19 protein-coding genes, 2 tRNA genes and 1 pseudogene are annotated in these 23,847 nt (G+C 71.0%); 13 read left to right on the forward strand and 9 right to left on the reverse strand.

The features are described 5' to 3' along the window. Positions 1–43 precede the first annotated feature (43 nt). The 8 genes from ACL03H_RS15335 to rpmH form a co-directional block, all read right to left on the reverse strand. Positions 44–1,078 (reverse strand): ParB/RepB/Spo0J family partition protein, encoded by a 1,035-nt coding sequence (locus ACL03H_RS15335; RefSeq protein WP_412811897.1) that lies wholly within the window; start codon positions 1,076–1,078, stop codon positions 44–46. Then, positions 1,075–2,010, reverse strand: a complete 936-nt coding sequence (locus ACL03H_RS15340) for a ParA family protein (RefSeq protein WP_412811923.1) — start codon at positions 2,008–2,010, stop codon at positions 1,075–1,077. Before ACL03H_RS15340 ends, ACL03H_RS15335 begins: the two co-directional genes overlap by 4 nt. 59 nt (positions 2,011–2,069) lie before the next feature. Further along, entirely contained in the window at positions 2,070–2,780 is a 711-nt protein-coding gene (rsmG, locus tag ACL03H_RS15345) for a 16S rRNA (guanine(527)-N(7))-methyltransferase RsmG (RefSeq protein ID WP_412811898.1), read from the reverse strand. Between the two features lie 313 nt (positions 2,781–3,093). After that, positions 3,094–3,639 carry a Jag family protein gene (locus ACL03H_RS15350; RefSeq protein ID WP_412811899.1) on the reverse strand — a complete coding sequence of 182 codons (546 nt, stop codon included), beginning with the start codon at positions 3,637–3,639 and terminating at the stop codon, positions 3,094–3,096. A 33-nt stretch (positions 3,640–3,672) separates the two neighbouring features. Beyond that, positions 3,673–4,689, reverse strand: a complete 1,017-nt coding sequence (yidC, locus tag ACL03H_RS15355; RefSeq protein ID WP_412811900.1) for a membrane protein insertase YidC — start codon at positions 4,687–4,689, stop codon at positions 3,673–3,675. After that, positions 4,689–5,012 (reverse strand): membrane protein insertion efficiency factor YidD, encoded by a 324-nt coding sequence (yidD, locus tag ACL03H_RS15360; RefSeq protein ID WP_412811901.1) that lies wholly within the window; start codon positions 5,010–5,012, stop codon positions 4,689–4,691. The genes yidC and yidD overlap by 1 nt, the downstream gene beginning before the upstream one ends. A 16-nt stretch (positions 5,013–5,028) precedes the next feature. Continuing rightward, a complete protein-coding gene (gene rnpA, locus ACL03H_RS15365) occupies positions 5,029–5,535 on the reverse strand; it encodes a ribonuclease P protein component (RefSeq protein ID WP_412811902.1) in 507 nt (168 codons plus the stop codon). Between the two features lie 10 nt (positions 5,536–5,545). Next, positions 5,546–5,689, reverse strand: a complete 144-nt coding sequence (gene rpmH, locus ACL03H_RS15370) for a 50S ribosomal protein L34 (protein ID WP_412811903.1) — start codon at positions 5,687–5,689, stop codon at positions 5,546–5,548. 625 nt (positions 5,690–6,314) lie between these two features. Between rpmH and dnaA the strand changes: the two genes are divergently transcribed. The 11 genes and pseudogenes from dnaA (at position 6,315) to ACL03H_RS15425 (ending at position 20,036) form a co-directional block, all read left to right on the forward strand. Next, positions 6,315–8,198, forward strand: coding sequence for a chromosomal replication initiator protein DnaA (gene dnaA, locus ACL03H_RS15375; RefSeq protein WP_412811904.1), 1,884 nt, complete (start codon positions 6,315–6,317; stop codon positions 8,196–8,198). Between the two features lie 1,485 nt (positions 8,199–9,683). Then, positions 9,684–10,808 (forward strand): DNA polymerase III subunit beta, encoded by a 1,125-nt coding sequence (dnaN, locus tag ACL03H_RS15380; protein WP_412811905.1) that lies wholly within the window; start codon positions 9,684–9,686, stop codon positions 10,806–10,808. Positions 10,809–10,917: 109 nt separating this feature from the next. Further along, positions 10,918–11,805, forward strand: a complete 888-nt coding sequence (gene gnd, locus ACL03H_RS15385) for a phosphogluconate dehydrogenase (NAD(+)-dependent, decarboxylating) (protein WP_412811906.1) — start codon at positions 10,918–10,920, stop codon at positions 11,803–11,805. Between the two features lie 131 nt (positions 11,806–11,936). Beyond that, complete coding sequence (recF, locus tag ACL03H_RS15390; protein ID WP_412811907.1) at positions 11,937–13,112, forward strand: DNA replication/repair protein RecF; 1,176 nt, start codon at positions 11,937–11,939, stop codon at positions 13,110–13,112. Between the two features lie 106 nt (positions 13,113–13,218). Then, positions 13,219–13,776, forward strand: a complete 558-nt coding sequence (locus ACL03H_RS15395; RefSeq protein ID WP_412811908.1) for a DciA family protein — start codon at positions 13,219–13,221, stop codon at positions 13,774–13,776. A 333-nt stretch (positions 13,777–14,109) separates the two neighbouring features. Further along, positions 14,110–16,083: a DNA topoisomerase (ATP-hydrolyzing) subunit B gene (gene gyrB / locus ACL03H_RS15400; RefSeq protein ID WP_412811909.1), complete on the forward strand. Its 1,974-nt coding sequence runs from the start codon at positions 14,110–14,112 to the stop codon at positions 16,081–16,083. A gap of 83 nt (positions 16,084–16,166) precedes the next feature. Continuing rightward, positions 16,167–18,662 (forward strand): DNA gyrase subunit A, encoded by a 2,496-nt coding sequence (gyrA, locus tag ACL03H_RS15405; protein WP_412811910.1) that lies wholly within the window; start codon positions 16,167–16,169, stop codon positions 18,660–18,662. A gap of 32 nt (positions 18,663–18,694) precedes the next feature. Then, complete coding sequence (locus ACL03H_RS15410) at positions 18,695–19,504, forward strand: DUF3566 domain-containing protein (RefSeq protein WP_412811911.1); 810 nt, start codon at positions 18,695–18,697, stop codon at positions 19,502–19,504. Positions 19,505–19,601: 97 nt separating this feature from the next. Next, positions 19,602–19,675 (forward strand) — tRNA-Ile (locus ACL03H_RS15415). Positions 19,676–19,748: 73 nt separating this feature from the next. After that, positions 19,749–19,856, forward strand: a pseudogene (locus tag ACL03H_RS15420) (DLW-39 family protein); the annotation flags it as partial. Between the two features lie 107 nt (positions 19,857–19,963). Continuing rightward, positions 19,964–20,036 (forward strand) — tRNA-Ala (locus ACL03H_RS15425). Positions 20,037–20,091: 55 nt separating this feature from the next. On the opposite strand, the gene ACL03H_RS15430 is transcribed toward ACL03H_RS15425, so the two are convergent. After that, a complete protein-coding gene (locus ACL03H_RS15430) occupies positions 20,092–21,321 on the reverse strand; it encodes an FAD-dependent monooxygenase (protein WP_412811912.1) in 1,230 nt (409 codons plus the stop codon). Positions 21,322–21,477: 156 nt separating this feature from the next. On the opposite strand from ACL03H_RS15430, the gene ACL03H_RS15435 reads away from it, so the two are divergent. Both ACL03H_RS15435 and ACL03H_RS15440 read left to right on the forward strand, forming a co-directional pair. Beyond that, positions 21,478–22,419: a GntR family transcriptional regulator gene (locus ACL03H_RS15435; protein ID WP_412811913.1), complete on the forward strand. Its 942-nt coding sequence runs from the start codon at positions 21,478–21,480 to the stop codon at positions 22,417–22,419. Between the two features lie 147 nt (positions 22,420–22,566). Continuing rightward, entirely contained in the window at positions 22,567–23,796 is a 1,230-nt protein-coding gene (locus ACL03H_RS15440) for an MFS transporter (protein WP_412811914.1), read from the forward strand. Positions 23,797–23,847 lie beyond the last annotated feature (51 nt).

Raw genomic sequence — 23,847 nt, forward strand, 5'->3', positions numbered from 1 at the left:
ACGGGCGAATCGAAGATCGTCACCGTGACGAAAGGCGCTGGTGTCATCCTTCGCCGAGTTCACGGAGCTTCTCGGCATCTTCGGGCAACAACAGCTCCGCCAACCGCTCAAGATCGTCGACCGAGCCGAACTCGACGACGATCCGTCCCTTCCGCTTGCCGAGATCGACCTTCACCTTCGTGTCGAAGCGGTCGGACAGCTTCTCGGCGAGCCCCTGGAGACCGGGGGCCTGGAGCTGCTTGCGCGGCGCGGCCTTCGGCTTCGCCGGAGCCTCACCCTTCTTGAGGGTCACCGCCTCCTCCGTCGCCCGCACGGAGAGCCCCTCGGCGACGATCCGGGAGGCGAGCTCCTCCTGACCGCCCGCGTCGTCCAACGCCAGCAGCGCCCGAGCATGCCCGGCCGAGAGCACCCCGGCCGCCACCCGCCGCTGCACCGGCATCGGCAGCCGCAGCAGCCGGATCGTGTTGGTGATGACCGGTCGGCTGCGGCCGATCCGCTCCGCCAGTTCGTCGTGGGTCACGTCGAACTCGTCGAGCAGCTGCTGGTAGGCCGCCGCCTCTTCGAGCGGGTTCAGCTGCACGCGGTGGATGTTCTCCAGCAGCGCGTCCCGCAGCAGCGCGTCATCGTGCGTCTCCCGGACGATCGCCGGGATGACCTCCAGGCCGGCCCGCTGCGAAGCGCGCCACCGGCGCTCGCCCATGATGAGTTCGAACTGGTCCGGCTCGACCTCGCGCACCACGATGGGCTGCATCAGGCCGAACTCGCGGATCGAGTGCGCCAGCTCGGACAGCGCGTCCTCGTCGAAGACCTGCCGGGGCTGCCGCGGATTCGGCGTGATGGAGGCCGTGACGATCTCGCGGTAGGTCGCACCCGCCACGCTGCCGCCGCTCGTTTCACGTGAAACAGGCGCGCTCGCCCCGTCCCCGGGCGCGGGGGAGGGGGAAGGAGAGGGAGAGGGAGGCGAGCTGAAACCGGAGCCGCGCACCGCCACGCCGGTGGCGGGGCCTGCCTCCGCGGGAGGACCGCTCGGGATCAACGCCGCGAGACCGCGCCCCAGACCACCTTTGCGTTCGGTCATGCCGTCTTCCTCTCCACACCCCGCTCGGCGATCTCCCTCGCCGCATCCAGGTAGCTCATCGAACCCCGCGAACCGGGATCGTAGTTCAGCACCGTCTTGCCGAACCCCGGCGCTTCGGAGATCTTCACGCTGCGCGGGATGACCGTCCGCAGCGTCAACTCGCCGAAGTGACCGCGCACCTCGTTGGTCACCTGGTCCGCCAGCTTGGTGCGACCGTCGTACATCGTGAGCAGGATGGTCGACACCCACAGCGCCGGGTTCAAGTGCGCCTGCACCAGCTCGATGTTGCGGAGCAACTGGCCGAGCCCCTCCAGCGCGTAGTACTCGCACTGGATCGGGATCAGCACCTCGTGCGCGGCGACCATCGCGTTCACCGTGAGCAGACCCAGCGAGGGCGGGCAGTCGATGAAGACGTAGTCGGGGGCGATCTGCTCGATCGCCTCGGACTTCAGCGCCTCCTTCAGCCGCCCTTCCCGGGCGACCATCGACACCAGCTCGATCTCCGATCCGGCCAGGTCGAGCGTCGCAGGCACGCAGTAGAGGTTCGGCGATTCGGTGCTCGGTGCCGCCGCATCGGCGATGTTGATCTCGCCGAGCAGTACCTCGTACACCGAGGGGACACCGGAGCGGTGGTCCACGCCCAGCGCCGTGCTCGCGTTCCCCTGCGGGTCCAGGTCGATGACGAGCACCTTGAGCCCCTGGACCGCGAGGCCCGCGGCGAGGTTCACCGTGCTCGTCGTCTTGCCCACGCCGCCCTTCTGGTTGGCGACGGTGAGGATGCGGCGCCGGTCCGGGCGGGGGAGTTGCATCGTCTCCGGGTGCAGCACCCGGGTGGCGCGCTGCGCCTCTTCCATGATCGGAGTCCAGCCGACGCCATCCGCGGGAAAGTTCTCGTTGCCCGCCTGCTCGTCGGCTCCCGACGGGAAGCGCATGGAACCCATTACGCGGCCCCTCGTTTCACGTGAAACACGCCCTGCTCCGTTCGACTCCGTCACCGTTCACGATCCTTCCTCGCTCTCCGGCCGCCGTCACGACGCCGACCGGGCGCTTTCTGCGAGACCCGCTCCACGACGACCACCGTCGTCGGCACGTCGAGCACGTCGTCGCCACACGACATCACTTCACCGCGACTGCCACCCGCCGCTTGCACGGCGGCCGCATCGCGGTCCAGTTCCTCCGCAGCGGTCGACCCCTTCAACGCGAGCAACCGCCCTCCCGGGCGGAGCAGGGGGAGGCACCACGCGGCGAGGCGCTCCATCGGTGCCACGGCGCGCGCGGTGACCACGTCCTGATCGGCGAGCCGATCGCGCACGGGGCCTTCCTCGGCACGCCCACGCACCACCTCTGCGGAGAGATCCAGCTCTTCGATGACTTCCCGCAGCCACGCCACTCGTCGGGCCATCGGCTCCAGCAGAACCAGCTCGACATCGGGGCGGACGATCGCCAGCGGGATGCCCGGTAAACCTGCCCCAGAGCCTACGTCCACGGCACGGCAATTCGGTGGCAGCAACTCCGCGAGGACCGCGGAGTTCAGCAGATGGCGTTCCCAGATCCGCCCCAGCTCCCGAGGGCCGATCAATCCCCGGTGCACGCCTTGCTCGGCGAGCAGCTCGGCGAACCGCTCCGCTCGCGGAAGGCGATCACCGAAGACCGCCTGCGCGGCCGCCGGAACCGGGATCGGATCATCTCCTGCTGCGATCACAGTCTTCCACCCTGCTGTCGTCGTTTCACGTGAAACGGGGCGCGTCCGCCAAGTCGGTACGGAGTTGTTTCACGTGAAACGCGCTCGAACGGCAGCGCTCGGTTTCACGTGGAACATCGGCTCGGAACACGGGGTCCGCGCGGCCCGGTTCATCATCTCAGTCCGAAGTCGGTCTTGCTCCCGCGCCTGGTTTCACGTGGAACGCGCCGGGGGCGGTTTCACGTGAAACCAGCCGCGAACACGAAGGTGCCCGGCCGGAACCTCCCGGCCGGGCACCTTGATTCACCATCCCGCCATCGCGACGGGGGAGGGGTCAGCTCTTGAAGACGACGACCTTGCGGTTCGGCTCCTCGCCCTCGCTCTCGCTGTGGACACCGTCCACGGCCGCCACGGCGTCGTGAACGATCTTCCGCTCGAACGGCGTCATCGGCCGGAGCCGGGTCTCCTCGCCGGACTTCAGCACGTCCTCCGCCGTGGTCCGGCCGAGCGTGCTGAGCTCCTCGCGGCGACCGGCGCGCCAGCCCGCGACGTCCAGCATCAGCCGGCTGCGGACTCCGGTGTCCTGCTGCACCGCGAGCCGGGTCAGCTCCTGCAGCGCTTCGAGCACCTGGCCGCGGGAGCCCACCAGCTTCTCCAGGTCGCCGCCGCCATCGATGCTCACCACCGCACGGCCCGCCTCGACGTCGAGGTCGATGTCGCCGTCGTAGTCGAGCAGGTCCAGCAGCCGCTCCAGGTAGTCACCGGCCACGTCGCCCTCCTGGACGAGCAGGGTCTCGGTGTTGCTGCGCTCCTGCTCGGCCTTGGGCTCGACCTCCGCCGACTCTTCGACCTCGGTCGGCTCCTGCACGGTCTCAGACACTGGGCGTCTCCTCTCCAGGGGTACGCGACGCGGTCAGCGGGACTCACCCGGTCGCTCGTCGCGGGAACGGTCTTCGTGCACCCCGGGGGCATCACCGGGTTGGTCGGTGTCGGCCGAGTCGACGGGGGAGCGCTCCTCGGTCGCGTGCTGGCGAGCGGCGTCCTCGGGCTCCACCGAGCTCGGCGCCACCTCGATCGCGGGCTGGTCCGCGCCGGGGGTGCGGGCGGTGACGACCGCGGTGCTGTCGACGACCGTCGCGGCGCTCGCCGACTCGGCCTCCTCGCGGTCGATCCGGCTGTAGACGACACGCTGCTGCGCCAGGGTCCAGAAGTTGTTGGCCAGCCAGTAGAGCAAGATCGCCAGCGGCAGGAACGGGCCACCGATGATGGCGAACAGCGGGAAGATCCACAAGACCATCCGGTTCATCACCGCGGTCTGGGGGTTCGCGGCCGCCTCGGCCGTCTGTCGCTGCACCGAGTGGCGCGAGGTGAAGTGGGTGGCGATCGCGGCGGCGATCATCAACGGCACGCCGACCGCGATCATCGACATCCGGTCGGTGCCGAAAGAGGCGAGCACCTCGGGCGCCTGGCTGATCGTGTTGGAGAGCTTCGCCCCGAACAGGTCGGCGGCGACGAAGGACTGCACGTCCTCCGGCCCGAACACGAAGTTCGAGGGCGCTCCGGGGTGGAATCCGTTGAGCACGTGGAACAGCCCGAAGAACACCGGCACCTGGACCAGCATCGGCAGGCAGCCGGAGATCGGGTTGAAGCCCTGCTCCTGCTGGAGCTTCTGCATCTCCTGCGCGAGCCGCTGCTTGTCGTGGCCGTGCTTCTCCTGCAACGCCCGGACCTGCGGGGCGAACTCCTGCATCTTCTTCATCGACCGCACCTGGTGCACGAACGGCTTGAACAGCAGCGCGCGCAGCGTGAAGACGAGGAACACCACCGAGAGGGCCCAGGCGGTGCCGCTCGCCGGGTCCAGGACGAAGCCGAAGACCTCGTGCCAGAACCACAGGATCGCCGAGACCGGGTAGTTGATGAAGTCGAGCACTAGTCCTCCGCGGGGGATCGGGGCGCTGCACCCGGCTCGGCCTCGGGTCCGCCGTCGCGGTCCCGCCGGGGTGGGACGAAGTCGAGCCCGCCGGGATGCCAGGGGCCGCAGCGCAGCAGGCGCCGCAGGGCGAGCCAGCCGCCGCGGAACGCGCCGTGCACCGTCAGCGCCTCAACCGCATAGGTGCTGCAACTCGGGTAGAAGCGGCAGGTGGGCGGGAGCAGCGGGGAGATGATCTTCCGGTACACGTGCACCGGGAGCAGCAGCACCCACGCGAGCGGACTGGGCCGCGCCGATGCGCCGTGGTCGTGCGTGTCCGACATCCCGGGCCTCCGCCTGTCATCCAGATCCCGTCACCGGGCCACCGGGCCGCGCCAGGCGCAGCTTCCGCAACGCCGCGTCGAGGTCCGATCCGAGATCGCGGCTGGAGGCGCTCGCGGCCGGGGGGAGTGCGCGCACCACCACCAGTGTGCCAGTGGGCAGCAGGTCGAGGCGGTCGCGCACCAGGTGCCGGAGGCGCCGGGTCACGCGGTGCCGGAGGACAGCGTTGCCCACGGCCTTGCTCACGACAAAACCCACGCGGGCCGGTTCACCGGATTCCCGAGTGGGTTCGAGGCCCGAGGACGCGCGCGCGACCTCGGCTGAGCTGCCGGCCGCAGGCTCCTGCTGAGCGGTGCCGGGCGTCGAGCGCCCAGCACCGGTAGCGGCGTCCCCGGCCAGAGGCCGGGTCGCCGCGTTCGGCATCAGCAGGTGCACCACCAGACGGGTGCGTCCCGCACGGCGGCCGCGACGGACCGCCAGCCGGAATTCCTGGCTCGACGTCAGCCGGGCGGCCGCGGGTAGCACTGGCCGGTGATCAGGCCGTCAGCGAGGCACGGCCCCTACGGCGACGCGCGGTCACGATGGCGCGGCCGGCGCGGGTACGCATGCGCAGCCGGAACCCGTGCTTGCGGGCGCGGCGGCGGTTGTTCGGCTGGAAGGTGCGCTTGCCCTTGCTCACGGTGGATCTCCCCGTTACTTCTGGCCCGTTCGGAACGGGCGCGGTGCTCGGCCCGATGGCTCGGTCAAGGTGTCCCCGCCCGCCGTGGCGGCCATCGTGTCGAGCTCACCCCGAACGGGGGGCGTCCGCGCGCGGGAACACCGGGTGGTGCTCCGCGCACTGCGCCGGGAGATCTCGCGAAATCCAAGCGCGGCGACATTCCCGCTCGTGCGGCGGGGGACTGCACGAGGCTACGCTGCCGCTCCTCCTGCGTGGTCACCGGGGGTGCCCGGCGGGCCCGGCACGCCCGGGACCACCCGTCTTGTGAGGTGATCTCGACCTTGTTAGGTTGTCCCTCCTGCGATGCGCGCCCGGTGGTGTGGGAGCCGCCGGTCCAGTGCGCCGCCTGGGAGCCGTGACCACTCGGCGGGCAGGGAACCACCTGGATCGCGGGCACCGGCAGGGCCCCAGGGGGGATGTCCGAGGTCCGCTGCCGTACCTTCATGCACAGTTGTGGATAACTCTGTGGACACCTGTCCCGGGCGTTCGCGGAGGGAGTTCATCATCACCCCGCGCCGGCGATGACGCACTGCACAAGGTGTGGGAATCCCGGTGCGGGTGACGTGCCGGTGAGGGGAGCGCAGGGGTGTCCGACCATCAAACCGAGCTTGGTCGGGTCTGGGACGAAGTCGTGCTGGAGCTGTCCTCCGGCACGCTCTCGCCGCAACAACGCGCGTGGATGCGCGTGACCCGGCCGATCGGCCTGCTGGATGGTACGGCACTGCTCGCCGCGCCCAGTGATTTCGCCAAGGAAGCGATCGAACGAGCGCTGCGCGAGCCGATCACCGAGGCGCTGTCCCGCCGCCTGGGCCGGGAGGTCTCCCTGGCGGTCAAGGTCGACACCGCGGTCCCCGCGCCGACCCGCCCGCTGGCCGCTCCCGAAGCCCGGCCGGAACCCCAGGTGCGCACCGGCTCCCCTGGGCGCCCGGGCACCCCGTCCCGTCCGGAGACCGAGCGGCCCGCGGGTTACGGCATCGCCTACGAATCCTCCCCCTACATCGCGGCCGGTCCGCCGAGCTACCCGGCGCCGTCGCGGCGCCCGGAGGCGTTCGGCGGTCCGGCGCACCCGAGCGGTGCGCTGCCGGAGGAGCAGGGCGGCCAGTATCCGGCCGCCCCGTACTCCTACTCCGGCGGCGCGCAGTACGCCGCGGAGAGCTCCTACTCCGGCGAGACGCAGTACTCCTCCCCGAACGCGCAGTACCCGGCAGCCGAGAACGGCGCCGAGGCGCAGCCCGAGCCGGACCGGTACGCCGAGCAGCAGTGGCCGACGGCCCACGACTCCGCCGCCGACCACGACGAGGCCGACGTCGAGGAGGACTCCGAGCCGGAGGAAACGGTCCCGACCGAGTGGCCGACCTTCGGCCGCGGTCACCACGTCGAGCAGCACCCGCCGGGCCAGCCGTTCACCGCGCCGAAGCACGCCCCACCGACCTCGCAGACCAGGCTGAACGCGAAGTACACCTTCGACACCTTCGTCATCGGAGCCTCGAACCGGTTCGCGCACGCGGCCGCGGTGGCCGCTGCCGAGGCGCCGGCGCGCGCCTACAACCCGCTGTTCATCTGGGGCGAGTCCGGACTAGGCAAGACGCACCTGCTGCACGCGGTCGGGCATTACACGCAGCGGTTGTTCCCCGGGATGCGGGTGCGCTACGTGTCCACCGAGGAGTTCACGAACGACTTCATCAACTCGCTGCGCGACGACCGGCAGGTGGCGTTCCAGCGCCGGTACCGCGACGTGGACGTGCTGCTGGTCGATGACATCCAGTTCCTGGAGGGCAAGGAAGGAACCCAGGAGGAGTTCTTCCACACCTTCAACACGCTGCACAATTCCAACAAGCAGATCGTGGTGTCCTCGGACCGCCCGCCGAAGGGCCTGCGCACCCTGGAGGACCGGCTGCGCACCCGCTTCGAGTGGGGACTGATCACCGACATCCAGCCGCCCGAGCTGGAAACGCGGATCGCGATCCTGCGCAAGAAGGCCGCTCAGGACCGGATGGCCGCGCCGGCGGAGGTGCTGGAGTTCATCGCCGCCCGCATCGAGCGCAACATCCGCGAGCTGGAGGGCGCGCTGATCCGGGTGACGGCGTTCGCCTCGCTCAACCGGCAGCCGGTGGACGTGCAGCTGGCGGAGATCGTGCTGCGGGACCTCATCCCGGACTCGCAGACGCCGGAGATCACCGCGCCGACGATCATGGGAGTGACCGCGGAGTACTTCGCGGTCACGATCGACGACCTGTGCGGGCCGGGGAAGACGAAGGCGCTCGCCCAGGCCCGGCAGATCGCGATGTACCTGTGCCGGGAGCTCACCGACTCCTCGCTGCCCAAGATCGGTCAGAGCTTCGGCGGCCGGGACCACACGACGGTGATGCACGCCGACAAGAAGATTCGCAAGGAGATGGCGGAGCGGCGCCGGGTCTACGACCAGGTGCAGGAGCTGACCTCCCGGATCAAGCAGCAGTCCCGGGCCTGAGCCGTTCCGCTCGCTGTCCGCTCCCGGCCAGCGCTGGTGTCTTCCCTGGTCAGAGCTTTGCAGGTCGATCGCGGCTCGCCCGCGGAGTCCGCCCTTGGTCGCGCTGAGCGGTACTGGGAGCTGTTATTACCCAGCCGTCGGTGACGAATGCTTCTACCTGCGCGGACCTGGGCCGCTGAGGTCCGGCCAGGAGCTCTGGCGCCCCCCGCGCACTCCGGCCGCACCCGGCACCTTTCTGCCTCACCCCCTGAGCCCGGCCGCACCAGGCCGCCAGAAAGCCGTCGCGCGTTCACCCGGCCCCCTCACCCCGGCCACCGCGTCCCGAAGCGGGGCGTCCCGAAGCCGGGAGTCCCGAGCCTTGGGGCGTCCCGAAGCCGGGCGTCCCGAAGCCGGGCACGGCGGAGCGGACCGGGACGCGCAGCGGGGGCCGGAACCCCAGCCCGTTCCGCCGCACCTTTCTGCTGCGCCCGCTGAACGCTCCCGGTGGCCCCCCGGAGAAACATCCGGAGCACCGGATCCCGGCCTCGACCGCTCGGGGCCGGCTCTGGTCCGGCTCCGCGACGGTCGTTCCGCGCCAGATTTTCGGCCGCAGGGCGAACAGGTGATCGCAGAGCGCACGAAACGCGCCCGGGTTCGCGGCCGACGGCCTCCGACGCGCCCGAACTTTTCTGCACCGGGGGCGTGGTCTTGCCCTCACACCCCGGCAGAAAAGCCGCCGAAGCCCCGAGCTGTCCACAGCCCGGCCGTCCCCAGGCGCGAGCTGGAGTTTTCCCCAATTCATGCACAGGCTGTGCACAACGATCCCCACCTTGCCCACAGGCAGCACCCGAGTTGGCCACAGGAAACCCACAGATCCACCCACACCCCGATCGGTGGAGGGGCTCGAAGCGCGGTTCATCCGCAGGGGCTGGGTACAACTGGGGTCTCAGCTGTGGATGGAGATGTGGACAACACGGCCCGAATGTGGACAACTTCGGGCGAGGCAGAAGTTGTCCACGACCCGTTCAGACCATCCACCGGTTGCCCCCAGGTCCCATCCACAGGTGTGCACACCCGATGAGCTGCCAAAACAAGGGTTGTCCCCACAACCCACAACCGTTACTACTACTGCTCTCTTTCTTTTCTTTTGAATGAAGAAAAGAACAAGAGAAGGGGCGGTGGACAAGTGGACAACTCGGCGCCCGCCGGGCCCCGAGGCCGATCCGGCAGCCAGGACCCGGATGCGGCGATCACGTCGAACGCTCTACGGTGGAACTCCCGCGACGGTCGCCGGAATCAGGAGCTCCGAGTTCCTGGCGCCTCGCGGGACGAGTTCCGGCGCACCCCGAGCCAGGTGCTCGACCGCCCCGCGGCCGCACCCCGGGTGCTCGCGGCGGACCTCCCGACCTCCGACAGCCCTGTTCGACAGCACTCCCGGAAGCTGACCGACCGCGTCAGCGGCGTTCTCCCCGGAACCCGGCCTCGGCCGAAACCGAAAGGACATCGATGAAGATCCGCGTGGAACGTGATGGTCTTGCCGACGCCGTCGCCTGGGTCGCGCGCAGCCTGCCGTCGCGCCCGCCGGTGCCGGTGCTGGGCGGGGTGCTCCTGGACGCCAGTTCCGGTGAGGCGCTCACCATCTCCGGTTTCGACTACGAGGTCTCCGCCCAGGTCACGACCGAGGCCTCCATCGATTCCACCGGCAAGACCCTGGTCTCCGGGCGGTTGCTGGCCGACATCACCAAGTCGCTGCCGAACCGGCCGGTCGAGATCACCGTGGACGGCACCCGGGTGACGATCACCTGCGGGAGCTCCCGGTTCAGCCTGCCGACGATGCCGGTCGAGGACTACCCCGAACTGCCCTCCATGCCGGAGCGCGCGGGCGCCGTCCCCGGTGACCTGTTCGCGGCCGCGGTCGCGCAGGTCGCTGTCGCCGCCGGCCGGGACGACACGCTGCCGATGCTCACCGGGGTGCGGATGGAGATCAACTCCGACCGGCTGACGATGGTGGCCACCGACCGCTTCCGGCTCGCGATGCGCGAGTTCACCTGGGAGCCGGACGAGTCGATCAACGACGCCGCGATCCTGGTCCCGGCCAAGACCCTCGCCGAGTCCGCGAAGACCCTCGGCGGCGCGGGCAGCAAGGTCGAGATCTCGCTGGCCTCCGGCGAGGGTCTGCTCGGCCTGTCCGGCACCACGCGCCGCAACACGTCCCGGCTGCTCGACGCGGAGTTCCCCAAGTACCGCCAGCTGCTGCCCTCGGAGACCGCGGTCACCGCGATCGTCGACGTGGCGCCGCTGGTCGAGGCGATCAAGCGCGTCTCGCTGGTCGCCGAGCGCGGCACCCAGGTCCGGTTGGAGTTCTCCGACTCCGGGCTGCGGCTGACCGCGGGCGGCGACGACGAGGGCAGCGCCGAGGAAGAGCTCCCGGTGGAGCTCGACGGCGATCCGCTGACCATCGCGTTCAACCCGGCGTACCTGCTCGACGGCCTGGGAGCGCTCAAGACCGACCGCGCCCAGATGTTGTTCACCACGTCCAACCGACCCGCGTTGCTCAAGCCGGTCGGGGAGGATGGTGAGGTGGTGGAGGGCTACCTCTACCTGCTGATGCCGGTGCGCCTGCCGGGTTGAGGCAGCCCCGGCGCCCGCCGCGATCCGCCCGGGTGCCGATCACGTGCGGCACCGGGCCGCGCCGGAACGGCTGGCCCGGGCAACAACCAGTGTCGAAGGGGAATATCCGGTGCAACTGGGACTTGTGGGTCTCGGCCGAATGGGCTTCAACATGCGCGAGCGGCTTCGCGCAGCCGGGCACGAGGTCATCGGCTACGACCGGAACCAGGAGGTCAGCGACGTCTCTTCCGTCGCCGACCTCGCCGGTGCGCTGAGCGGACCGCGGATCGTGTGGGTCATGGTCCCGCACGGCGAGCCCACCAAGCAGACCATCGCCGCGCTCGCGGAGGTGCTGTCCGAGGGCGATCTGGTGATCGAGGGCGGGAACTCCCGCTTCACCGAGGACCAGGCGAACGCGGCGCTGCTGGCCGAGCACGGCGTGAAGTACGTCGACGTCGGCGTGTCCGGCGGGGTGTGGGGCGCGACGAACGGCTACGGCCTGATGGCCGGCGGTGACACCGCCGACGTCGAGCGCGCGATGCCGATCTTCGACGCGCTGCGTCCGGAGGGGCCTCGCGAGGAGGGCTTCGCGCACGCGGGGCCGGTCGGCGCCGGGCACTACGCGAAGATGGTGCACAACGGCATCGAGTACGGCCTGATGCAGGCGTACGCCGAGGGCTTCGAGCTGCTGGCCGCCTCCGACGTGGTCACCGACGTGCCCGCGACGGTCAAGGCCTGGAGCCGGGGCACCGTGGTGCGCTCCTGGCTGCTGGACCTGCTGGTCCGCGCGCTGGACGACGACCCCGAGCTGCAGAAGCTGCGCGGTTACGTCTCCGACTCGGGCGAGGGCCGCTGGACGGTGGAGGAGTCGGTGCGCCACGCCGTGCCGACCCCGGTGATGACCGCGGCGCTGTTCGCGCGCTTCGCCTCCCGGCAGGACGACTCGCCCGCGATGAAGGCGGTCGCCGCGCTGCGCAACCAGTTCGGCGGGCACGCGGTGGAGACCAACGAGGGCTGAGCCGGGTCGCCGTGTCGACAAGGTGACATGTCGGTGAGGTGACTCCGCGCGGGGTCACCTCACCACGTGCCCGGCCGGCGGCCGGGTTCCGCGCGCGTCCTCGCTCGCGCGACCAGACCCCGTGGAGCGCTGTGTACGTCCGACATCTGCAAGTGACCGATTTCCGGTCGTGGCCGCAGGCCGACCTGACCTTCGAACCCGGGGCCAGCGTGCTGGTCGGGTCGAACGGCCAGGGCAAGACGAACCTGGTGGAAGCGCTGGGCTACGTCGCCACGCTCGGATCCCACCGGGTGTCCGGCGACGCGCCGCTGGTGCGCTACGGCGCGCAGCGCGCCTACGTCCGGGCGGCGGTGGTCAACTCCGGCCGGGAGCTGCTGGTCGACTTGGAGATCACGCCGGGCAAGTCGAACCGGGCCCGGATCAACCGCGGCGCCCCGGGGAAGCCGCGCGAGGTGCTCGGGATCCTGCGCACGGTGCTGTTCGCCCCGGAGGACCTGGCGATCGTGCGCGGGGACCCGGGGGAGCGGCGGCGGTTCCTGGACGACCTGCTGGTCACGCGGGCACCGCGCTACGCGGGGGTGCGCTCCGATTACGAGCGGGTGCTGCGCCAGCGCAGCGCGCTGCTGAAGTCGGCGGGCGCGGCGCGCCGGGGCGGTCCCGCCGCCGACCTGCGCACCCTGGAGGTCTGGGACGGCCACCTCGCCCGGCACGGTGCCGACCTGCTGGCCGGGCGCCTGGACCTGGTCGCCGATCTTGCCCCGCACGTGACCAGCGCTTATGCCAGCGTGGCCGAGACCGGGACGGACAGCGCTCCCGCCGGCCGGGTGGCCGACGCGCACTACCGCAGCAGCCTCGGCGACTCGATGCCCGCGGACTACGGCGTGCCGCTGGGCGCGCGCGCCGACCGGGAGGTGCTGGAGTCCGCGCTGCTCGCGGAGCTGGAGCGGGTGCGCGGGCAGGAGCTCGAGCGGGGCGTCTCACTGGTCGGGCCGCACCGCGACGACCTGGACCTGGTGCTCGGCGAGCTGCCCGCGAAGGGTTACGCGAGCCACGGCGAATCGTGGTCCTTCGTGCTGGCGTTGCGGCTGGCCTCGTACCGACTGCTCGCCGAGGATGGCGCGGAGCCGGTGCTGATCCTCGACGACGTGTTCGCCGAGCTGGACCGGCGGCGCCGGTCGCGGCTCGCGGAGCTGGTGTCCGGGGCCGAGCAGGTGCTGGTGACGGCGGCGGTGGGGGAGGACGTTCCCGAGGAGCTCGCCGGAACCCGCTTCGACGTCCGCGACGGGGAGGTGCGCCGTGTCGAGTGAGCGGCAGCGCGGAGCGGCCCGGACCGGGGGAACACGCAGGGTGAGTGAGTTCCCCCCAGAGTTACCCACAACTGGGGATAAGGCTGTGGATGGTGTGGATAACTCGATGACAACGGGCGAGCAAGGTGGTGCCGCGACGCCCGCCGCGGTCGGGTCCGACGGCGCCGAGCTGCGCGGATCCGATCTGGCGCGGGCCGCGCTGGCGGCCGCCAAGGAGAAGTCGAAGACCCAGCGCCGGTCCCGGCGCAGCGTGCTCGGCTCCGGTGGTGGCCGACGGCGTCGCCGCTGGTCGGGGCCGGGCGCGGACGAGCGCGACCCGCAGCCGCTGGGCAGGCTCGCTTCCCGGATCGCGGCCGACCGGGGCTGGACCGACCGGCTCTCCGGCGGGCAGGTCTTCGCCCGCTGGACGGGTCTGGTCGGTGGGGACATCGCCGAGCACACCAAGCCGGTCGCGCTCTCGGACGGTGAGCTGACCGTGCAGGCCGAGTCGACGGCCTGGGCCACTCAGCTGCGGTTGTTGCAGCGCCAGATCCTGCAGCGCATCGCCGACGGGGTGGGCAAGGGCGTGGTCCGCAAGATCAAGGTGCAGGGTCCGGCGGCGCCGAGCTGGCGGCACGGCCCGCGCACGGTGAAGGGGCGCGGACCCCGGGACACCTACGGCTGAGCCGACGCTCGCGCGAGCCCGCGCAGGAGCCGTCCGGATGCGCTCGCGGGTCTCGGATGGTGTCCCGATCCGAGTTCTCGGCTCTGCGAGGAATTCAGGGGTGTCCTTGCCGCACTCCTGTCGGGGACACCCAGTAGAATCATCGGGTGGGTGCGGCGTCGTCGCGTCGCCCGACGCCCGGCCCGCACGCCCGCACCGCCGTTCGCGACCGTGCGCCGGGCCGGATGCCGAGCCGCGCCCGCTGTGGTGGGTGCCCGCGCGCGGGTACCGAAGCGACCGCTGGAGGCGGTCGGCCACCCGACACACTGCCGGTTCGAGGAGACACCGAGGCCCGTGGCATCGAAGAAGAACGAATACAGCGCGTCGTCCATCACCGTGCTTGAGGGCTTGGAAGCCGTCCGCAAGCGTCCCGGCATGTACATCGGTTCCACCGGTGAGCGCGGCCTGCACCACCTCGTGTGGGAGGTGGTGGACAACTCCGTCGACGAGGCGATGGCGGGTTACGCGACGACCGTCGAGGTGACGCTGCTGGCGGACGGCGGCGTGCGCGTCACCGACGACGGCCGCGGCATTCCGGTGGACATGCACCCGGTCGAGAAGAAGCCGACCCTGGAGGTCGTGCTCACCGTGCTGCACGCGGGCGGCAAGTTCGGGGGCGACTCGTACGCGGTCTCCGGTGGTCTGCACGGCGTCGGCGTCTCCGTCGTGAACGCGCTCTCGTCCGCGCTGGAAGCGGAGATCTACCGCGACGGCAGCGTGTGGCGCCAGCGCTACGAGGATTCCAAGCCGGTCAGCGACGTGAAGAAGGGCGAGGGGACCAAGCGCAACGGCACCTCGATCACCTTCTGGGCCGACCCGGCCATCTTCGAGACCACCCGCTACAACGCGGAGACGGTGTCGCGGCGCCTGCAGGAGATGGCGTTCCTGAACAAGGGGCTGACCATCGTGCTGCGCGACGAGCGCATCGCCGAGGAGGACGAGTCCGGCGAGGACGCGGGCGGCCAGGCGGCTCGCGCCTCGGAGCGGACCTTCCACTACCCGGGCGGGCTGGAGGACTTCGTCAAGCACATCAACGCGACGAAGGAGCCGATCCACAAGAAGGCCGTCGCGTTCAGCGCCTCCGGCACCGGGGTCGAGGTCGAGGTCGCGATGCAGTGGAACTCCGGCTACAACCAGTCGGTCTACACCTTCGCGAACACGATCAACACGCACGAGGGCGGCACCCACGAGGAGGGCTTCCGCTCGGCGCTGACCCGCGTGGTGAACGCCTACGCGAAGGAGAAGAAGCTCCTCAAGGAGAAGGACGGCAGCCTCACCGGCGACGACGTCCGCGAGGGCCTCGCCGCGATCGTGTCGGTCAAGGTCCGCGAGCCGCAGTTCGAGGGGCAGACGAAGACCAAGCTGGGCAACACCGAGGTCAAGTCGTTCGTGCAGACGGCGTCCTTCGAGTGGCTCAACGACTGGTTCGAGCGCAACCCCGCCGACGCCAAGACGATCATCAACAAGGCGGTCGGCTCGGCGCAGGCGCGGATGGCGGCGCGCCGCGCGAAGGAGCTGGTCCGGCGCAAGAGCGCGATGGACATCGGCGGCCTGCCCGGCAAGCTCAAGGACTGCCAGTCCAACCAGCCCGAGGAGTGCGAGCTCTACATCGTGGAGGGCGACTCGGCGGGCGGCTCGGCCAAGGACGGCCGGGAGTCGCGGTTCCAGGCGATCCTGCCGATCCGAGGCAAGATCATCAACGTGGAGAAGGCGCGGATCGACAAGGTCCTCAAGAACAACGAGGTCCAGTCCATCATCACCGCCCTGGGCACCGGCATCCACGACGAGTTCGACCTGTCCAAGCTGCGGTACCACAAGATCGTGCTGATGGCCGACGCCGACGTGGACGGCCAGCACATCCGCACCCTGCTGCTGACCCTGCTGTTCCGGTTCATGCGCCCGCTGATCGAGAACGGGCACGTCTACTTGGCGCGCCCGCCGCTCTACAAGATCAAGTGGCCGCGCTCGGAGCCGGAGTTCGCCTACTCCGACCGCGAGCGCGACGGGCTGCTGGAGGCGGGCGCGGCCGCGGGGCGCAAGCTGCCGAAGGACGACGGCATCCAGCGCTACAAGGGCCTCGGCGAGATGAACCCGCAGGAGCTGTGGGAGACGACGATGGACCCGGACACCCGGCTGCTGATGCAGGTCTCGCTGGACGACGCCGCGACGGCCGACGAGCTGTTCAGCGTGCTCATGGGCGAGGACGTCGAAGCGCGCCGCTCGTTCATCGTGCGCAACGCCAAGGACGTCGGCTTCCTCGACGTCTGATCGCCCCGGCAGATCGACGCCGCATCCAGACCAACCACCTGCCGGGCCGGCTCGCCGACCCGGTGTGAACCAGAAGGACTGGCATGACTGAGACGCTGCCTCCGGAGGGCGGCCGGACCGAACCGGTCGACATCCAGCAGGAGATGCAGAACTCCTACATCAACTACGCGATGAGCGTCATCGTCGCGCGTGCCCTGCCGGACGTCCGGGACGGTCTCAAGCCGGTGCACCGCCGCGTCCTGTACGCGATGTACGACTCCGGCTTCCGGCCGGATCGCGGTTACGTGAAGTGCTCCCGCGTCGTCGGCGAGGTGATGGGCAACTACCACCCGCACGGCGACTCGGCGATCTACGACACGCTGGTGCGGCTGGCCCAGCCGTGGGCGATGCGCCACCCGCTCATCGACGGGCAGGGCAACTTCGGCTCCCCGGGTAACGACCCGGCGGCGGCGATGCGCTACACCGAGTCGCGGTTGAAGCCGTTGGCGATGCACATGCTCGCCGACATCGAAGAGGACACCGTCGACTTCTCCGACAACTACGACGGTCGGACCCAGGAGCCGGACGTGCTCCCGGCGCGCATCCCGAACCTGCTGGTCAACGGCGGCAGCGGGATCGCGGTCGGGATGGCGACGAACATCCCGCCGCACAACCTGCGGGAAGTCGCCGACGGCGTGGTCTACCTGCTGGAGAACCCCGAGGTCGACGACGAGACCCTGCTCGAGGAGCTGATCCAGCGGATCAAGGGGCCGGACTTCCCGACCAAGGCGCTCATCCTCGGCACCAGCGCCATCGCGGAGGCCCACCGCACCGGCCGCGGCTCCATCAAGATGCGCTCGGTGGTCTCCGTGGAGGAGGACGCGAAGGGGCGCACCTCGCTGGTCGTCACCGAGCTGCCGTACCAGGTCAACCCGGACAACCTGATCGAGAACATCGCGGCGATGCACCGCGATGGCAAGATCACCGGGATCTCGGACATCGCCGACGAGTCGAACAGCCGTCGCGGGATGCGCATCGTCATCACCCTGAAGCGGGACGCGATCCCCAAGGTGGTGCTCAACAACCTCTACAAGCACACCCAGCTGCAGACCACCTTCGGCGTGAACATGCTGGCCCTGGTCGAGGGCGTGCCCCGCACGCTGCGCGTCGACCAGGTGATCCGGTACTACGTCAACCACCAGGTCGAGGTCATCGTCCGGCGCACCCGGTTCCGGCTGCGCAAGGCCGAGGAGCGCGCCCACGTGCTGCGCGGCCTGGTCAAGGCGCTGGACGCGCTGGACGCGGTGATCGCGCTGATCCGCCGCTCGCCGACGGTCGACGAGGCCCGCACCGGCCTGATCGCGCTGCTCGACGTCGACGAGGTGCAGGCCGACGCGATCCTGGAGATGCAGCTGCGGCGGCTGTCCGCGCTGGAGCGCCAGAAGATCATCGACCGGCTCGCCGAGCTGGAGCTGGAGATCGAGGACTACAAGGACATCCTCGCCAAGCCCGAGCGGCAGCGGCAGATCATCCGCGACGAGCTCATGGAGATCGTCGAGAAGTACGGCGAGGACCGGCGCACGAAGATCGTCCCGTACGAGGGCGAGGTGTCCATGGAGGACCTCATCGCCGACGAGGACGTCGTCGTCACGATCACCCGCACCGGCTACGCGAAGCGGACCCGCACCGACCTGTACCGCGCGCAGAAGCGCGGCGGCAAGGGCGTGCAGGGCGCGCAGCTCAAGCAGGACGACATCGTGTCGCACTTCTTCGTCTGCTCGACCCACGACTGGATGCTGTTCTTCACGAACAAGGGCCGGGTCTACCGCGCGAAGGCCTACGAGCTGCCGGAGGCCAACCGCACGGCCCGCGGTCAGCACGTGGCGAACCTGCTCGCCTTCCAGCCGGACGAGCACATCGCGCAGGTCATGCAGATCAAGGACTACACCGCGGCGCCGTACCTGGTGCTGGCCACCAAGAGCGGCCTGGTGAAGAAGTCCCGGCTCACCGATTTCGACTCGAACCGTTCGGGTGGACTCATCGGTGTGAACCTCAAGGACGAGGACGAGCTGGTCGGCGCGGTGCTGTGCTCCACCGACGACGACCTGCTGCTGGTCTCGGCCGAGGGCCAGTCGATCCGGTTCCACGCCACCGACGAGGCGCTGCGCCCCATGGGCCGGGCCACGTCAGGCGTGCTGGGAATGCGGTTCAACTCCGGCGACGAGCTGCTCGCGATGGGCGTCGTCCGGCCCGGGCGGTACGTCCTCGTCGCCACCGACGGGGGTTACGCCAAACGGACTGAGATCGACGACTACCCGGTCCAGGGGCGCGGCGGCAAGGGTGTGCTCACCGTTCAGTACGACCGCAAACGTGGGAGGCTTGTCGGGGCCCTCATCGTCGACCTGGACGATGAGCTCTACGCGATCACCTCCACCGGCGGCGTCATCCGGACCACCGCCAAGGAGGTTCGCAAGGCAGGCAGGCAGACGAAGGGGGTGCGTCTGATGAACCTGGGCGACGGGACTTCGGTGGTGGCCATCGCGCGCAGCGCCGACGAGGCCGCCGATCCGGACGCCGCCGGGCCTGAGCCGACGAAGTAGCGACCGCCGATGACGATCATGAAGGATCTCTCGTGACATCTTCCGAGAAGCCGGAGCGTTCGGACGGGCAGCCCGACGAGGGCGCCGACCGGACGGCCGGACAGAATTCGCAGCACACCTCGGTGATGACCGGGCAGTCGGACCCCGCTGCCCCCGGCGGCGAGTCGGCCGCCGCGGGGTCCGGGCACGGCGAGTCGGCCACCGGGTCGAACGGTTCGGAGACCTTCGAGGGCACCGAGACGCCTCCGCCGTGGCAGCGCACCGGTTCGAGCGGCGACGCCGCCGACGGGCACCCGGACGCCGCCGCGACGCCGGGCTTCGACACCGCCCAGACGCAGGCGATGCCGAAGCCGGGGTACGACCAGGAGACGGTCCGCACCGAGATCCCGAACCAGGGCGCCGAGAACCGCACCTCGGTGAACTTCGGCGCGGCCGCCCGGCCCGGCTCCCAGGCCACCAGCGCGCGCCGCCCCAGCCGCGGCCCGCGCCGGGCGAGCCTCCAGGTCAAGCGGCTCGATCCGTGGTCGGTGCTGAAGCTCGCCCTGGTGCTGAGCGTCGCGATGTTCTTCGTGTGGATGATCGCGGTCGCGGTGCTCTACGGCGTGCTGGACGGCATGGGCGTGTGGGACTCGCTGAACGGCACGTTCACCGAGCTCACCTCGCCGGAGGACGCCGCCAGCGAGGACCTGATCAGCGCGGGCCGGGTGTTCGGCGTCGCCTCCATCATCGGGGCGATCAACATCGTGCTGTTCACCGCGCTGGCGACGGTGAGCGCGTTCATCTACAACGTGGCCGCCGACTTCGCCGGTGGCGTCGAGGTCACGCTCTCCGAGCGGGAGTGATCTCCGGGCCGGGACGGCGCTCCTCGCGGGCGCCGTCCCGGCCGGACCCCCCTGCGCGGCGCGGGCTGAGCGTCGTGTAATCTTCGAGTCACACCAAGGGCCTATAGCTCAGGCGGTTAGAGCGCTTCGCTGATAACGAAGAGGTCGAAGGTTCAAGTCCTTCTAGGCCCACCCTTCCTGCTGCAGGATGTTCTCCCGATACCCGCCGTTCGCGCGGGTGCCCCGTTCTAGGAGGCGACCGGAAATGAAGAAGCTTCTCGCACTCGCCGTCGTTGCCGGTGCCGTTCTGTTCGTCGTTCGCCGCAACCGCGCCGCCAAGGCCGAGGCGGACCTGTGGCGCGAGGCCACCGCCGGCGAGGTGTGAGTTCGAGCTCCGGCGCCGGGACTCCGGCGGCCGCGGGAGCCCCGTTCAGCGCGACGCGGTCCGGGTGAGTCCCCGGCCGGGAGCGAGCGCCGAGCGGGGACGTAGCTCAATTGGCAGAGCACCGCCTTTGCAAGGCGGGGGTTAGGGGTTCGATTCCCCTCGTCTCCACCGCGAAAGACCAGGTCCGAGGACCTGGTCTTTTTTCGTGCCGCGGTGGCGTCGCTCAGCGCGGCACGGGTTCGGGGTAGTCCGCGAGCTCGACGGAGTTCGCGACCCGCTCCATGCCGCGGGCGACCAGGCGCCTCGGCAGGTGCCGCAGGAGGCGGACGGAGCGGTTGCGCATCCGGAGCTGCCGCCGCGACTCGGGCATCAGGCCGCCGTCGCCTGCGCCGCGGGCGAACTCGTGGGCCCTGTCGACGAACTCCCGCATCGCCCGCTCGTAGCGCGGGTAGGCGCGGTGGTGATCGCCTTCAGCGGCGGCGAGCTCCCCGGCCAGCACGTACGCCCCGACGAGCGCGAGGCTGGTGCCGATCCCGGACATCGGCGAGGCGCAGTACGCCGCGTCGCCGAGCAGCGCCGCGCGGCCCCGCGCCCAGCCGTCCACGCGGACCTGGCCGATGCGGTCGAAGAAGAAGTCCCCCGCCTCGGGCAGCGCGGCGAGCAGCTCCGGGACGTGCCAGCCGTCCCCGGCGAACGTGCGGGCGACGAGGGCCCGCTGCGCGCCGGTGTCGTGCCGCAGCCGCGGATCGGGAGCCGAGCGCCAGAAGAACCCGGCGAGCGCCCGGCCCGGCTCCGGCAGCGGCACGAGCCCCGCCGTGCGGCCCGGGCGGCCGCCACCCGCCGCGGCGGTGTGCATCAGCTGCCAACCGTCGAGGTCCAGCGCGGTGCTCGTGGAGAACAGCGCCACCGAGCAACCGAGGTCGTGCAGGTAGCGCTCCTCCGGGCCGAAGACGAGCTCGCGGACCCCCGAGCGGGCACCGTCCGCGCCGATCAGCAGGCCGAACTCCCGCGTCCCGCCCGAGGCGAAGGTGACCCGGACGCGGCCCTCGCGCTGCTCCACGGCGGTGATCGAGTCGCCGAAGACGTGCTCGACGTCGTCGGCGACGGCCTCGTGCAGGATCCGGGCGAGGTCGGTGCGGCGGAGGGCGAACTCGGCGACGGGTCCACCGGAGTGCCCGAACACGTCGGTCCCCAGCTCGGCGACCCGGCGTCCGTCCGAGTCGACGAACGCCATGCCCCGCGCGCCGGTGTGCGCCTGCCGGATCCGCGGGACGAGGCCCATCCGCTCGATCACCGTCCGCGCGGTGCCGCGGACGTCGACCACGTGGCCGCCGGTGCGAGGCGTGGCGGCGCGCTCCAGCACGGTCGGCCGGAAGCCGTACCGGTGCAACTGGTGCGCCAGCGCCGGCCCGGCGATCCCGGCCCCGGCGATGAGGACGGTGCGATTGCGCATGGGTGTTCCCCTCGAATGCGTACGGTGTATCGATCAGGCGTCAAGGTAGCGGCTGATGCCGGGCGTTCGGGCCGATTCTGGGCGTGAAGTGCGCCAGGTCGGAGCCGAAAGTGAACTAGTACGGTGGGGGAGTTTCGCGGTGTGGAGGAGGGCGACGTGACGTCGACGGAGCGGGGAGCGGGATCGCCCTACCGGGTCATCGCGGGGGAGGTGCGGGCCCGGATCAGCTCCGGTGAGCTGCGCCCGGGCGACCGGGTGCCGTCCATCCGGCAGCTCGCCCAGCGGTGGGGCGTGGCCGTCGCCACCGCGACCCGGGCGGCCGCGCTGCTGCGCGAGGAGGGCTTGGTGGAGCCGAGGGTGGGCGCGGGCACGGTGGTGAGCGCCCGCGCGGCGGCACCCGCTCCCGCCGGTCCGGACGCGGGGCCCGCCGGCCCCGAGCGGCCCGCGCACGCGAAGCGGGGCGGGGTGCTGGACGCGGCCATCGCGATCGCGGACGCGGAGGGGCTCGACGCGGTGTCGATGCGGCGGCTCGCCGCCCAGCTCGGCGTCGGCCCGATGTCGCTGTACCGCGTCGTCGCGGACAAGGAGGAGCTCGTGGCGCGGATGGCCGATCGCGCCTTCGCCGGGTGCGCGCTGCCCGCGACCGGTCCGCCGGGCTGGCGCGCGAAGCTCGAACTCGCCGCCCGCGTCGAGTGGGAGCTCTGCCGCGAGCACCTCTGGTTGCCCGGGGCGATCTCCCTCACCCGCCCGTCCTTCGCACCGAACGTCATGGCGCACACCGAGTGGATCCTCGGCGCGCTCACCGAGCTGGGGCTGCCGCCGCGGATCCGGCTGCAGGAGGCCCTGACGCTGCACTCGCTGGTGCTCGCGGCCGCCGCCGCGCAGGCCGAGGAGACCGATGCCGAGCACCGCACCGGCCTCCCGCTCGGCCGCTGGCGGAGCGCGCACCGGTCCCGCGCGGGAAGCGCGCTCGACGGCGCCCGGTTCCCGCTGCTGGCGGCGGTGCCCGAGGGCGCGGCCGACGACCTGGCGGAGCTGTTCGAGTACGCCCTCGCCCGGCACCTCGACGGCTTCGCCGCGCTGCTCGCCGAGCGCTGAACCGCGCCACCCGCCGCAGCGCGGCAGGCAGCGCCGAGCGGTTCGCGTGGTCGTTTTCGGTGAGCGGAAGCGCCGGGGTGGTGGGGCGGAGCCGGGCGGGCACGATGCCTCGGCAACGGCACCGAAGATCATCCAGGAGGGCCGGGCGTGGTTGCTGCGAACGAGGCCGGACCTGCCGCGAGGGCGGGCTGGGTGGTGCCGCTGTGCTGGTGCGCGGTGCTGCTCGACGGATTCGACCTGGTCGTGCTGGGCAGCGTGCTGCCGGTGCTGCTGGACCAGCACGTCTGGGGCCTGACCCCGGCGACCGCCTCGGTGGCCTCCACGCTGGGCCTGGTCGGCATGGCGATCGGGGCGCTCGCCATCGGCACCCTCACCGACGTCGTCGGCAGGAGGGCGGCCCTGATCTTCTCGGTGATCAGCTTCTCGCTGCTCACGACGCTGTGCGCGGTGGCGCCGTCGGTGCTGGTCTTCTCGGTGCTGCGCTTCCTCGCGGGGCTCGGCCTGGGTGGTTGCGTGCCCATCGCCATCGCGCTGGTCACCGAGTACTCGCGGCCCGGGCGCAACGGCGCGGCCACCACCACGATCATGACCGGGTACCACGTGGGCGCGATCCTCACCGCGGTGCTGGGCATCGCCGTGCTGCCCTCGCTGGGCTGGCCGTGGATGTTCCTGCTCGGCGGGGGGCCGGCGCTGGTCCTGGTGCCGCTGATGATCCGCTACCTGCCCGAGTCCCGGCAGTTCGAGGCGGTGGACGCGGAGAACGCGGGGCTCCGGGGCGGGCTGAGCGCGGTGCGGGGCCTGTTCCGCGACGGTTTCGCGCGCAGCACCCTCGCCTTCTGGGTGAGCTCGTTCATGGGCCTGATGCTGGTGTACGGCCTCAACACCTGGCTGCCCGAGATCATGCGGGTGGCCGGGTACCCGCTGGGCACGGCGCTCGGCCTGCTGCTGACGCTGAACCTGGGGGCGATCGCCGGGCTGCTCCTCTCCGGAGTCCTCGCCGACCGGGGCCGGATCCGGCAGGTGGCGATCGGCTGGTTCATCACCGGTGCGCTGTTCCTGGCCGTGCTGAGCATCCGGCTGCCCGAGGTCGGCGTGTACGCGGCGGTGTTCGTGGCCGGCTGCTTCGTGTTCAGCGCCCAGGTGCTCGTCTACACCTACGTGGGCCGGTCGTACCCGGCGCCGAACCGCGCGACGGGGCTCGGCTGGTCGGCCGGGGTGGGGCGGCTCGGCGCGGTCTGCGGCCCGCTGCTCGGCGGCGCCCTGCTCACTGCCGGGATCGCCTACCCGTGGGGCTTCTACGCCTTCGCGGTCGTGGGCGTGTTCGGCGCGATCGCCATCGCCCTGGTCGGCCGTCCGGAGGCGGAGCGCTCGACCTGAGCGGTGGGGGGGGGGGGGGGGGGGGGGAGGAGGGGGGGGGGGGGGGGGTGG

It is taken from the genome of Saccharopolyspora antibiotica (assembly GCF_047200635.1).
Taxonomy (GTDB): domain Bacteria; phylum Actinomycetota; class Actinomycetes; order Mycobacteriales; family Pseudonocardiaceae; genus Saccharopolyspora_C.

Bases quoted from the DNA above. Each gene is read 5' to 3' on its own strand.
- ACL03H_RS15335 (WP_412811897.1), bottom strand. From the start codon at position 1,078: ATGACCGAACGCAAAGGTGGTCTGGGGCGCGGTCTCGCGGCGTTGATC.
- ACL03H_RS15340 (WP_412811923.1), bottom strand. From the start codon at position 2,010: ATGCGCTTCCCGTCGGGAGCCGACGAGCAGGCGGGCAACGAGAACTTT.
- yidD (WP_412811901.1), bottom strand. From the start codon at position 5,012: ATGTCGGACACGCACGACCACGGCGCATCGGCGCGGCCCAGTCCGCTC.
- dnaN (WP_412811905.1), top strand. From the start codon at position 9,684: ATGAAGATCCGCGTGGAACGTGATGGTCTTGCCGACGCCGTCGCCTGG.
- ACL03H_RS15395 (WP_412811908.1), top strand. From the start codon at position 13,219: ATGACAACGGGCGAGCAAGGTGGTGCCGCGACGCCCGCCGCGGTCGGG.
- gyrA (WP_412811910.1), top strand. From the start codon at position 16,167: ATGACTGAGACGCTGCCTCCGGAGGGCGGCCGGACCGAACCGGTCGAC.
- ACL03H_RS15430 (WP_412811912.1), bottom strand. From the start codon at position 21,321: ATGCGCAATCGCACCGTCCTCATCGCCGGGGCCGGGATCGCCGGGCCG.